This window comes from Pedobacter segetis (assembly GCF_016623585.1).
Classification (GTDB): Bacteria; Bacteroidota; Bacteroidia; order Sphingobacteriales; family Sphingobacteriaceae; genus Pseudopedobacter; species Pseudopedobacter segetis.
The window spans coordinates 23,788-37,152 of the sequence record NZ_JAEHFY010000016.1 but is presented as its reverse complement, the minus strand read 5'-3'; the positions used below and the strand labels follow the sequence as shown (position 1 = coordinate 37,152).

Genomic DNA, 13,365 nt, shown 5'->3' with positions numbered 1-13,365 from the left:
AGTTTAATGTTCATAATATTCAAACCCATCTATAATATCTAAATAAACGCCGTCAAAATTGGCATCCAATATTTTTTGTAGGTAAGAAGTGCTGTTTCCATAAATAATTTTCTGCCAATCGTTTTCCCAATAGTGTACTTTATAATTTCCTTTCCAATTGGGGTTTTCTGAATCAAGCCAAAGGGGCTTGTTTTTTTTCCAGTCAGTTTTCCAATAGTATCGGTAATCTTCTGCTTCGCCGATGGACATATAGGAAATTACCAGTCTTTTACCGCCGTTGGCTTTGGTTTTTAATTGGGCAATTTCTGCTGAGGTAAACGCTTTATCGTTAAAAAACAGATCCATAATAATCAAATCGTAATTGGTAGCTTTTACAGCATCTATAAATTGTGATTTTGAGCTAAACTTATCAGGATTGATGAGGTATAAAAAGTTTTGAGCTTCATTAATATTACTGATGTTATTGCCGTTTGCCTGATAAATTGGGTTTGGAAAGCTTGGGATATTGTTAAGGTCCCTTTGGTTTGCGGCGAAAGAGATATAGCCCGCTTCTTTGTTTTTTGCATAAGAATTGCTCATTTTAGAAACTGCGGAGCAATAATCTGTCACGAAGATTTTTTTACCTGCATTTTTAGAAATATTTAACAAACTTTTGAGGTAAGTAACCGTTGCTGTTGGTGTGGCTTGGTCATCATTATCATAACCATATAATAAATCTTCTTGGCCGTTAGCGTCAATTGCGTCTAAATAAGTAGTTGACGGAGGTGCTTGACTGTCTCCGTTTGCTGTAACTAATTCTATCCCATTTTGAGGCACAATTGCGAAATTTTTATTTTCTGCTTTAGCATATTTGCTGATACCGATCACAAAATCCCTCATATCTTGTTTAAAATCTCTGCCTGTCGGTGGTGGGTTATTCATTAGGTTTAGCTTGGCACTATCTCCGTTTTTACAAGAAACAGAAAGCAGAAATATGATGAGCATTAAGGTATAATTTTTCATAACCTATGGTTTTATTATTTTAAAATTTGTTGTTTAACAATGATGAGTTTTGGATTAGGGATTGTAACGGCACCCCGGATTGCCAGCCCCAAGGCAGGCAAACGGTGTACAGTGAAAAGCCCGACCCCGCTTTTTCTGCGGGGGAAGCCCCTAATTATCTTTCCAATCAATAATCATCATTTAAAGCAAAAATTGGTTTGCGGTTCATCCATGCGCCTCCTGTAAAATCAGGGAAGTCAACAGTGGCAAAGCCAAGCTCTACCGATTGTTCACTTAAGGGCGTAATGGCACTCCATGTTGCGGCATCATAAACGTCCATTGGTGTTTTTTCGCCTCGTTTGGCAGCTTCAATAAAAGCATGTACCACAAAGAAATCCATCCCACCGTGGCCGGCACCTTCGGCATCTTCGGCATATTTTTTCCAGAGAGGATGATCATATTTAGTTAACCATTCATCTGCGCTATCCCAAGCATCAGGGCTGCTTTTGCCATCTACATAAATACTGTTGTTAACATCCATCCAAAGTCCGTTTGTACCCTGCACCCTAAAACCCAAAGAATAAGGGCGAGGCGAATTGGTATCATGTTGTAAAATAATGGTTTCGCCATTGGCACAGGCAATAGAAGTGGTCACAATATCGCCCAAAGCAAATTTTACTTTTGCATTAGGATGATCTTCGCCGGCCTGATCTACAATGTACTTATGTAAACTACGCGACTTTGTAGAAAATGAGTTGAGTTTTGTGAATCTGTTCCCTCTGTTGATGTTTATATAATGTGCAATTGGACCAACACCATGTGTAGGATATAGATCGCCATTGCGGTGTACAGAATGGTTGGTACGCCAACGGGCTTCAGAAAAAGCTTTTGGCCCAAATTCTACACCATGCCCATAAGGATGTACGCCATCGTTAAACTTTACTTCCCTCAAATCATGCTGATAGCCGCCTTGTAAATGTGTAAGCTCACCAAAAACATTTTGCCTAGTCATGTTCAAAACCGCCATTACATCACGGCGATAGCAAACATTTTCTAGCATCATCACATTTGCGTTGTACTTCTCTGCTGCTTTAACTACATCCCAATGATCTTGAAGGGATATACCCAATATTACCTCTGTACCTACATACCTAAGTCCGGCTTCTAAAGAACCAATAATCATGGGTTTATGCCATTCCCAAGGTGTGGCGATAATTACCGCTTGTAAACCTTTGGTATTCAACATATCTTTCCAAGCTTGGTTGCTACCTTTAAAAATTCTGGGCATTGGTTTACCTGCTTTGTTGATATCTGCTTTTGCCATTTCTAGCATACGATCGTCCACATCACAAATAGCCACTAAATCAACATCGTCTCTTTTTAAAAGTAGGTTTAAATGGTTTTGCCCCCTTAGCCCTACCCCTATAATGGCTACTTTTACTTTCTCGCTAACCAATGCAAATAAATTTTCTGTAGGTAACATGCTTATTGCAGCAGCAGTTAGTCCTGTGCCTATAAATTCTCTTCTTCTCATTTTTATTTCAGTTTTTGTTTATCGTCATTTCGAGGTAAGAGGAATCTCATTTGCAGTTGCGATATACTTGTTTTGATGAGATGTCTCCTATCATCGGCATGAGACGGGATAATGATTACTTAGTTAAATATCCATCCATTACTTTTACTTCAAATGGGGCAAGTGTTATGGTAAATTCTTCGCCATTTGCTACCTTATCGCCATTTTCTTTGGCATCTTTAAAAATGTAATTGCTTTTAAACTTTGTGGGTATCTGCAAAACATCACGAACATTTACCTTAAAGGTTTGCGTTTGATCTGACGGGTTTCTTAAACTTAAAGTAGCTTTTTGAGGGTTCCAAGATGCAAAGCCATAAACTTCTTGTTTTGCAGGGTTGCCACCTACCCAATGTACATCAGCCAAAACAGTAGCATTTTTTCTGGACCAAGCAATTGCTTTTGCCAGTTGATCCCAATTATTACTGTTTAACAAATGTGGGTTAACATAAAGTTCTTGTAAACTGGTGCCGCTACCAAAAAACGACCAGATTTCATCTGCAATCTCTTTATCGTTATTTTTTACCGTACCCGGTATGCCATTGTTAGCGATACAAATGCCATGGCTCATGAGCGCATTTAAAGGATATAGCGGTGCCCTAACCACAATGTTCTTATGGATTTGCGCATCACGATAGTTGATCAATTTTTGACGAACCGTTCCTTCGCCATCCAATCCGGTATCATCGCCGGCTCTCCAAATGTTGTCACCAATCTTTAACCAATAAGGCGAAGGCCAAGTGCCCACCGTCATGCTGATGTATAGCTTAGGATCTAGCTTTCTTAATGATTCTATCAATTTTACAAAAGCTTCAATATCAGCTTGATATTTTAAGCTCGCTCCATCTGCTCCGTTGCCTGCACCAACCCCATCAAACTTAAAAATCTTGATGCCGTTTTTAGTAACAAACTCGCTGGTAACGGCTTTAAACCTTTCGTAATAACTTTTTCCGGTTAAAGAGAAACCGTTTTCGTTGGTTTTAAAAGGTGGGTTTTGCGCCATCCCGTATTTTAAACGTTGCACTTTTGCCTCGTCATAACCACCCCAGGGCGACATCCACACGCCCAGGTGTGCATTGTATTTGGCAGCTAACTTTGCCAAGTTATCAAACCCTTGAGGGAAATTCTTATTAAATTTCCATAAGCTTTGGTTATCGTCCCAGCCATCATCAAAAAGAAAAGCATCCATTGGCGTATTTCTTTTGGTAATTAAGCTATCTGCATAAGTTTGGATGCGGTCTAAAGAACTACCTTCTTCCATTTTTCTATCGCTCCACGATAAATCGTACCAAGAATTGTAGTGCAACAGCTGATGATAAGGTGCTGCCCTCTCTCTTTCTATATAATATAGATAAGCTCGGCGTTCTTGGTCTTTGGGGTAAACACCCCAAGCTACAGAAACATCTAAAACCCCGTTGTTTAAAGCTTCTAATCTTGGTAAAAAACAAGAAATGTTTTTTGCGGCACTATCTATCTGGCTCATCGGATGCTCGATAGCGAAAAACAGTTGTTCCCCCGCCAGTGGAGAACCATCTACCCTGCTTGTTTCTTTAATATTTGGGTTTGCGGGTAAATTGAGCAATATTACCCTTTTTGCCATTACCGGATTTGGGCTGTTGATGCTAAAATTCTGACGTATATAATTTGCATTATCACGCAAACTCACCGTCCATTTTACGCTAATGTTTGCTTTCTCTTCTATTAAATTTAAAGTGATGCTCTTTCCTGCAAACCTATCAGCTAGTTTTTGGGCAGCAGGATCTGCAGAAATATCTTTAATAATAGGCTCTCCTTGTACTTTAAACGTAGTAGATTTTATTCTGCTCTTATCCTTTAAAACAAACTCGAACAAGGCTTGATCTTTAAAATCAATTTTTGAGGACGATTGCTCTTTATTTTTAAAATCCAGAGCAGCTAAGGTTCCATTGATAATGGTAAAATCTGCCTGTAAAGTTTTGTTTTTTAATTGGATAAGCTTGTCACTTTTTTTGATATTAATACTTGCAATTCCTGGGTTTTTACCCGCTAGAAAAACTTGAGCGGAGCTATTTAGGTTTGCTAGGAGAGTGAAGATGATGGAAAATAAAAGGGTTGTTCTTTTCATAGTTTTAATGCTTGATGATAACTTGCTTTTTAATAATGTCTTTATCATTCTTTATATGGAGATAATAGGTGCCATTAGGGACATCTTTTACATCCAGGACTGCTTCTCCTTCATTATTTTTAATAAAAGCAGATTTGAGCACTTCGCCTTTTTCGTTGTATAAAAAAATCTCTTTTGAGGAAGTGCTCAGTTTTTCTTCTTTTAATGCTTTAGCATCAAACTGCCCATCTACTATAGTGAGTTGTGTATCAGCTGGGTTAGGATATATCGCAAAGCGGTTAACATAGTTGGAATTAAAGAATCTGAAATAACGAGTAATTGGTGTACCGCATGATAAGGAATTGTACTGCACCCGTACCGTTACCCCATCATAAGAAGGAGTATTTGGATAAAGCCATGTAAATGCGTTTCCGCTGGCATGAGGAACTATTGAACCTATTGCCAGGAGCTGAACCGAGATATTGTGGGCGTTAAAAGTCATTTGTAGAGCACCACTTGCTTTAAGGTCAATAAAATAGGGATCGGTATTGTTGATTATTGTTGCACCCGATAACGCAAAGCCCAGATCAAAGCTACTTGTGCCTGATTGAATTATTCTATACTTACTGAATGTTGCACAGGGAGTAACAATATTTGCAGTTAACGAAACTGTGCCGTTTCCTGTTTTTGTTAGAGTTGCGGTATTGCCCGAAGTACTCAAACTTGCCACGCCGCTTGTTGGACTGATGCTCCAATTTACGGTTACGCCAGCTGGTAATCCTGGGACGGTGTAGGTTTCTGAAGCATTACAGATTTGGGGAAAGCCCTGGATTGATAAGTTAGAACTACAAACTTGAGCACAGTTGTAATTAGCATTTTGCCATTCTAAAAGAAAGTTACTACTCTCTTGCGTGTAGGAAATGTGTAACTGATTTTGTTGGGGTACATAAGAAGCAGAAATTATAGAAGGCTTAATACAATTTATATTATTGCAAATATTTGCAAAAAGGCTCTGCTGGGGATTACTCAAAGCTAAAGAACTTACGGTAGGCACAAAGCAAAAGCGTGGTTGTAAAACTGTGGCCTGAATGCCATTGAAAAAGTCAGGCAAGCTATTCTGGATGACGTTTGCATCAAACCCAAATTCGTTAATATCATAAACACCTCCCGGGGCGTTGTCTAAAGGAAGCATACCGCTAGTAGAATTTATATGGGTTTTTATGAAATAGGTGTTTACGTTAATTATACCTAAGATTTTTCTTTTGCTGTATATATCGCCTCTATACAATTCGGCTGTTCCGCTCTGAGGAACAGAATTGATTCTAAAATCCAGATTTATCGAAGATTTAGTGGATAACAACCCCAAGGGTAATTGAACCAAAAATGCTAAAGGATTGGTATTTCCTCCAAATATAACAATAGGAGAAAATGGGGCACCAATTGTAAATGCTGCGGAAAGCCAAAGATTATCTAAGTATTTTATTGATTTGCCTCCAATTAATTCAAATATCCTGCTGTTATTAGGGTAAATAGGGGTGCCATCACAACTTCCGTTGCTGATGGTTATGTTTTTGCAGTTTGCTGGCCATCCCATGGTGTTGAGTTCGTTCATAAAAGCGTCATGTACAGTATTATCAGACGTTAAGGTGTAATTGGCTGGATTAAGCAGGTATCTTTGAATCAACAATTGCTTGGCGGCCGGTGTGTTAAAGGTTGCTAAACTTTCAGCAGTACCCTGAAATAAATCTACCCATTTAATGTATGGAAAATTACCATCTGTATTAACAATTTTAAAAGGAGAAAGATGTTGGACTGCAATTTGCGCCCCCACCGGAACATTTGCCCCCCAATAAGGCGTATCATGGCTGATGAACAACCGGGTTTCATGGGCTACATTATTGATTTCCATATCTCTTAAAGCATAGCGGGCTACCAAACCGCCCATACTTAAACCCATAACTACATTACTTTGCCTTACGCCATTATAAGTTGTTTTGCGTGAGTTTACTATGGCTATGGCTTTTTCTAATAAAAAAGCATTGCGTTGTATGTAATCTGCACCATTTTTATAATTCAAAAATATCAGGTCATAATCATTAATGTCGTCTAAGCCTTGGTTTAGGGTAATTTGACTATTTGTATTATCATTTACAGTAATACTTCTGACATATGAATCAAAACTATATCCATTATCCGGGTCAAAACCTTCTGCCACAATCAATGGTTTTCGTATTTGCCCGGTGCTGTTGTTAAGTGCCAATTGTATCGTAATATCTCCCTGCCCGGCCACGCCCAGATAACTTTTATCGGCAGTTATATCCTCATTGCTTAAGGTTCTGTATGGGCTAAAACTATTGGTTTGCAGTCCACCGCTATTAAGCGTATCTAAGGCCTCGGGATTTGGATAAACTGCTATTTTGGTATGCGCATATTTTATGCTGTTATCTGTAAAAGTGAAACGGATGGCTATGGGATAAAAACCCTCGGTACTGAAGCTTATATTAAAAGGGCTGTTTAAAGTCACATTTTGCCAGTTCCCGCTACTGTCAATATCTACTGCAATGGCACTGATGGTTTTGCCGGTATTGCCAAAAATAAGTTCGGGCTTAAAAATAAGCTGGTTATTACCCGTAAGCATCCCCTGCCTTATTGGAGCTACCGCAAATAGGTCATTATCCTGATAAGGGCTTTGGGTGCGGCCCGGCACATCATACAATTGGTCGTTACTTACCGTGAACAAATTGGCGGTTAAAGCATTGTCTTTTAAGCTTTGGTATTGGTAATACAAAGCTGTAAATGCAATGGGCTGATTGCTGTAGCTGTTGTTTTTTAATAAGTTGTTCAAAGTGTCCAGATACAGCATACTGGCCGTATTTATTTGCGCACTATATAAACTGGCATACAACATGCGCCACTCATCCAGAGAGACATAGTTGCTGTCGTTAAGCGTTGTTCCTGCAAAATTATCGAGGTTTAAAAAATCAATCCCATAATCGCGGAGGATGCCAGAGCTGATTTGGTTTTTATCTATATGGGCATAGATGTAATTCATTTTCCCATAATAGGAAGTAGTGTCTTGCGCTCTCAGCGTTGATGAAAACAGCAATAGACCTGCAAGCAATAAGTAAATTTTTTTCATGATGTGAGGTTTTAGTTTTTCTGACATTAATAATATCTGATATCGAAACGACCGTTGGTAATCTTCAATTCCCCACATTTGTCGGTAGGTATATTAAACCAGAAGGTGCCGGATAAGATTTTTTTTATGTTGTCAACTTTAGTGAAAATAACCTGACCATCTAAGGATTTAGCGGAGCCTACACCATAACCAGAAACGTCACTAAAGCAGTTTTGATTTGTTAAATAATAAGCATAAGAATTTTGTGAATCATCAAGATGATACTTAACGCCTTCTTTTATTTCGGTATTAAAGATTTTAATATAAAAATCTTCAAACTTTGACTTTAGTGCCCCCTTTAAATTTAAAGTATCATGTTTGAAAACAGCACTTAAGTGATAGCTGTCATTTTCAGCTATCCAATTTTCCCCGTTCACTTTACATGCAAATACATTAGCACCTGTTTGTGTGGCTTTTGGCAAGCCATCCGGGTCCAAATTGTTTTCTTTTTTACATTTCATACCTGTGGTAAGCAGAAAGCTTAAAATAAGAAGAAAGAAGATTGATTTCTGAAATTTTAATTTTTGTGTTTTCATGTTGATGAAGTTTTAGTTTTTCTGACATTAATAATATCTGATATCGAAGCGGCCATCGGTAATGTGTAGCGTGTCGCAATAATCAGTTGGGATATTAAACCAGAAGGTGCCGGATAAGATTTTCTTCTGGGTATCGACTTTTGTGAAAATTATTTGGCCATCCGTTGATTTAGCCGAACCTACACCATAGCCTTGAGATATTTTAAAACAATTTTTATTGGTAGCATACTCCGCATAATTAATTGTATCGATAAGCTGGTATTGATTTTTTTTGTTACTGAATTTGTTAATCCTAATTATATATGTCTCAAAAAAAGTTTCTCCCGATGGATTAGAGCCGCTTACTACTAATGTATCATGTCTAATACTTCCTCCAATATCATAGATACTTTTCGAAGAAATCCAATTTTCCCCGTTCACTTTACATGCAAATACATTAGCGCCTGTTTGTGTGGCTTTTGGCAAGCCATCCGGGTCCAAATTGTTTTCTTTTTTACATTTCATGCCTGTGGTGAACAGAAAGCTTAAAACAAGAAGAAAGAAGATTGATTTCTGAAATTTTAATTTTTGTGTTTTCATGTTGATGAAGTTTTAATTTTGACCCTTTGGTCGGTTTTATCACCGTACCAGGTGCAGGTGTTTTATCAATGTCAGGTATGGTGATAACAGCAACCTGAAGTTTAATAGACGCATTACCGGGCTTTACAATCAAACCCTTATATTTTAATAAAAGCTTTCCGCTGATAAAGCCAAAAGCACATATACCATTCTAAAAACAGCACCACAAAGGCATTTACAATATCCATCATAGATTTTGGCGTATTGAAAAAGCCTAAAAATCCCTGGGTAAATATGCGGACGGCATCATTAAACCATTGTGCACCCAGGGTTTCAAAAAATAGGTAAATAAAAATGGCATTCATGCCGATGCTGACGAAAACCCAGGCGTACCGGTTATATTTTTTGATGTCGCAAAACCAATAAAGAGCGGCTAAAATAAGGATAACCCAACCGCCGGATGCCAGGGTAAAGGAGCTGGTACTGATGCGTTTAATGATGGGGGTGATATTGCTGATATCGAGGCTAAAGCCTAAAACCAACAAAATTACTCCTGCCATCAATAAAATGGAGATGGGTTTCTGCGAAGCATTTTTAGACATCAGCACTTTAGCTGCCAAAACACCCCATATCGTATGTGCCGCCGTGGGGATAATATTTATCGCCACCCAACCATCGGTATTTATTTTTCCCATGAGCAAAGTATCGGCGTAAGCCCCAAAATTATGGAACTCTGTAAAGGGCTGGCTAAAGTCCGGAACCTGAATGTACCGGTATAAAAATTCGGTAATCAGCAATAGAACAATGGAGAAAGCAATCTGAAAAGTAAAGCTTTTATTGATAATGAGGTAAGCGATGACGGTGGTAAACGCCAACTGCGTTAACACATTCCAAAGTTCAAAAACCAGGTGGTCAGCGTAAACGCAATGCAGGCCGGTGCCCAATAAAAAGAGTTTCAGGCTCCTGATTAAAATGTGTTTGAGGTTTTCAGACCAGCTGATGCCTTTTTTTAATTTACTATGATAAGAAAGGTACATGGCCGAGCCGGCCATCATCATAAAGGCAGGCTGTACCAAATCCCAGAAATGTAGCCCATGCCAGGGATGATGGAAAAACTGAATGGTTAGGTAAGAAAAAATGGTGTTTTGCGCTACATGGTTTAGCGATTCATAAACCAAACAACTTTCGCCAGCCAGTAAAATCATGATTAAACCACGCATCACATCTAATGAAAGTAAGCGTCCGTTATCTATTGGCTCGTTTAATTTGTGGTCCATTATTTAATGATTTTTAAGAGGTGGTTTAAGCTGTTATATCCTGTTTGGGATTCCCAAACCTGATTATTTGCAAAACGAATACTGTATTCGGGTCGGTTATTTAAACTTTTAGCTACATCTGGTAAATGGAGAAGCATTTCATATTGGCCAGGTTTAATTTCCCGGGGTAAAGCAATGTTTTCATTGATGTGAGTTGTGCCGGAAAACCATTTTTGGACATTTGTTTTTAGGGCAATTGTATAAATTTCTTTAGAAGAGGTATTCCGTAAAATGATGTTTGCCTTCCGGGGATTATAAGGGGAGGCAAAACCCTGATTGTTGATTTGAATATCGATTTTTAAAGAATCTGTTATTTGCTGATTGACTGGCAAGATGGCTTTTTCTAAGACAAAGCGATAGCCTAAATGCTGCTTAATTGCTGTCATGCAGCCCTGGGTTTCCCAATCGTTATTTACCAGATTATTATAGCTTACATTTAAGAAGCTGTAATGCATGGCCGCCATTTCTTCTTCGGCATGTCCTTTGGGGCCGCAATCGTTTTGCGGACTAAAAGCATCGTCGCAGGTTTCGCCGCCAACGGCTACGTATTTACTATCCTGCTCAAAATAATTTCTTAAAATTTTATTGGCAGGTTTCTTTGGAGAAGTGGAGCTGCCATAATCGGCAAAAGTGCCATAATCATCCTCGCTGGATAAAAAACAATCATTATGAAAAGCAATCCGGGCTTTATCAGACTGGCTGAAGGCTTCTGCAGGTTTAAGCGGGGCATGCACACCATATACAAAATGCTGTTTGATTCTTGGCGTTCTAACCTGTACCATCCTATCGGGAGGCAAAGCATCCAATAAGGCCTTTAATACTTCGTTCCTATCTCTCCAGCTGCTATCTGGCATGTAGCCTAAATCATTTTTAGAGGCATCGCCAAAATAATCGGTATAATAATTTTCGCCCCAAATGCCAATGAACCCTTCCTGCATTACCGCAATTACATCAGCATTTTTTTGTAGAAGTGGTTTAAGCTGGGCAATGTGTTTCAGCACAATTTCTTTTGGCGCATCGCCATAAGGCGGACAAATTTGACCTTCAGGACAATCGCCTTTATGGCTGGTGTTGGTATAGGCAAAGCGTAAAATCATTTTCAGTCCGGCTTTGCGGGTAATATCAAAATCTGATTGAAGCTGATTTAAAAAATCATCAATAATAGGTTTATCTCTAAACTCCGTCAATAAATAACCTTTGTAAATTAAGGTAATAAAGGTTGCATAATTTGCATTACTGCTTTTAATAGAATTGGTGGTTCTTAGTTTGATGAGCTCATCTTCTTTTAAGTCTCCGGGTTTACTGTGTGAGGCTAAGTAAAAGCCGCGTTCGGGGTTAGGAAAATCTTCTGAACTGGTGGCGTAGCTAATTACCCTGTTTTGGGCAATAGCTACACCATAGCACAGAAAAACCAAACCTAAACAAAATACTTTTTTAATTTTTTTGTCATCAAACATCCTAATTCACAAATTTTAACTTAAATGGTTGGAGGATTTGCAGAAGAAACTTCATCCGCCCCCTTTTCTACCCTACCGTTTAGTAACCTTGTTCCGTTATCAATATCCTTTTCACCAATACCTGTTGCAAAAGACGGGTCTCCGGAGTTTATTGCCGGTGATGTAGAGGTTAGGTGTAAATCTGGATTGGGCAAAGTGCTGCTTACAAACAGAGGATTATAATAATTAGAGTGGGTATCTTTACCTGTGCCAGCTATAAAATTGGTTAAACTGTAATAACCACCGCCATTGATTCCTCCCCAATCAAAAGTGATGGAACCACTGCTGCCGGAAAGCGTATAGTACATGTTATAATCCATGTTAAGGTTAGTGCTTGTATAACCAGAGAGGGCAATTACTGCAACATTACTTGCCGATTGAACAATGTTATTTTTAAAAGTGAGGCCATCCACGTTTTGGAAATGAATCTCGCCCCCGTAACCTCCAACAGCGTAGTTTTTAAAGAAGGTATTGTTGGTTACCACAGCATCGGTTACTTTACTGCCAAAAGCATTTGCACCGATAATAATCCCTGCGGTACGGTTGTTATAAATGAAATTGTCTTTAACCTCAATCTCAGAAGAAGTGTTATTCGCGTTTTCGCATCCTAAAGAAATACCGCAACCATTACCTGTTAATTTATTACGTACAATGTCTATATTAAATGCCCCATCAGCATAGATACCGGCAGATATAGCCACTAAAGAGACACAATTGGAAACTGTATTATTACTTACTGTTCCGTTACGGGCTTGGTTTACAGCGGCAGGAGCACCTGTGTAGGAATAATGGCCGGCAACATCAATCCCGATATTGGTATTATCATGCACATTATTATTATCAATCAAGAAACCGTTGATGTTTCCGTTAAGCGTTAAACATTCGCTATATCCGGTAACGCAATCGTAAATCTCTGTTCCGGCTATGTAAATGTTACTGTAAGCTGTTGCACCAGTACCTACAACCACTAAAGGATTTGCCTGATTGGCCCCGGAAGGAACAATAGTTTTATCTGTTGACCAGCCTATGTTATAAAGTTTACAGTCTTGTATAGAAACGTTAGCACCCGAACCATAAACGTAAATCCCTTTTGCATAAGCCCTGATATTGTTTCTGATGTTAATCCCTTTAATGGTAAGGTTGCTCTTATCATTCACTATAATCATCGCATCTTGTGCGGAAGCTGTTGAACCATCCAGATAAACAACTTCACTTCCATAATTACGCAAAACAACATCGTTATTTGTGGTGCCAGAGTTTGTCCAATTTAAACGCTCATTATAAACACCGCCTCTTACATAAATATCAGATCCAGGCCCGGCAACATCTAACCCCTTTTGAATGGTTTTAAATGGTGAGGATATTGTACCTGAATTGCTATCGCTACCGGTTGTTGCTACATAATAAGATATTGAAGATACAGAATTAACTGCATTTGAGCTCATTTGCGAATTTTCTGATAAGACTTGAATGGGCTCTACATTAGTTTTAGTACAAGCAGATAACAATCCGCAACCCGCTACAGCCAACGCAATGGTTTTTTTTAAAAATCTCATTTTCGTTTTCATTTTAATGATTATTTATGGTTTATGATTAATTGATTACTTAATGATGAGCATTTATTTAGATTGAATTGGCTATGCCGGG

At 38.6% G+C, this 13,365-nt stretch carries 9 protein-coding genes; all 9 read right to left on the bottom strand.

The window, feature by feature from the left end:
- Positions 1 to 3: 3 nt before the first annotated feature.
- The gene (locus I5M32_RS11910; protein ID WP_200586613.1) at positions 4 to 1,002 is read right to left on the bottom strand and encodes an endo alpha-1,4 polygalactosaminidase; all 999 of its coding nucleotides are present in this window, start codon (positions 1,000 to 1,002) and stop codon (positions 4 to 6) included.
- A gap of 166 nt (positions 1,003 to 1,168) precedes the next feature.
- Positions 1,169 to 2,515, bottom strand: a complete 1,347-nt coding sequence (locus I5M32_RS11905; RefSeq protein ID WP_200586612.1) for a Gfo/Idh/MocA family protein — start codon at positions 2,513 to 2,515, stop codon at positions 1,169 to 1,171.
- Positions 2,516 to 2,630: 115 nt separating this feature from the next.
- Positions 2,631 to 4,655 (bottom strand): alpha-amylase family protein, encoded by a 2,025-nt coding sequence (locus I5M32_RS11900; RefSeq protein WP_200586611.1) that lies wholly within the window; start codon positions 4,653 to 4,655, stop codon positions 2,631 to 2,633.
- A 4-nt stretch (positions 4,656 to 4,659) separates the two neighbouring features.
- Positions 4,660 to 7,773: a T9SS type A sorting domain-containing protein gene (locus I5M32_RS11895; protein WP_200586610.1), complete on the bottom strand. Its 3,114-nt coding sequence runs from the start codon at positions 7,771 to 7,773 to the stop codon at positions 4,660 to 4,662.
- Positions 7,774 to 7,799: 26 nt separating this feature from the next.
- Entirely contained in the window at positions 7,800 to 8,348 is a 549-nt protein-coding gene (locus I5M32_RS11890; protein ID WP_200586608.1) for a DUF6252 family protein, read from the bottom strand.
- A 27-nt stretch (positions 8,349 to 8,375) separates the two neighbouring features.
- Positions 8,376 to 8,927: a DUF6252 family protein gene (locus tag I5M32_RS11885; RefSeq protein WP_200586606.1), complete on the bottom strand. Its 552-nt coding sequence runs from the start codon at positions 8,925 to 8,927 to the stop codon at positions 8,376 to 8,378.
- Positions 8,928 to 9,064: 137 nt separating this feature from the next.
- On the bottom strand, positions 9,065 to 10,183 hold the full coding sequence (locus I5M32_RS11880; RefSeq protein WP_200586604.1) for an acyltransferase family protein: 1,119 nt from the start codon (positions 10,181 to 10,183) through the stop codon (positions 9,065 to 9,067).
- On the bottom strand, positions 10,183 to 11,679 hold the full coding sequence (locus tag I5M32_RS11875; protein WP_200586602.1) for a DUF4832 domain-containing protein: 1,497 nt from the start codon (positions 11,677 to 11,679) through the stop codon (positions 10,183 to 10,185). The genes I5M32_RS11880 and I5M32_RS11875 overlap by 1 nt, the downstream gene beginning before the upstream one ends.
- A 20-nt stretch (positions 11,680 to 11,699) precedes the next feature.
- Positions 11,700 to 13,274, bottom strand: coding sequence for a right-handed parallel beta-helix repeat-containing protein (locus tag I5M32_RS11870; protein WP_200586600.1), 1,575 nt, complete (start codon positions 13,272 to 13,274; stop codon positions 11,700 to 11,702).
- Positions 13,275 to 13,365: the final 91 nt, after the last annotated feature.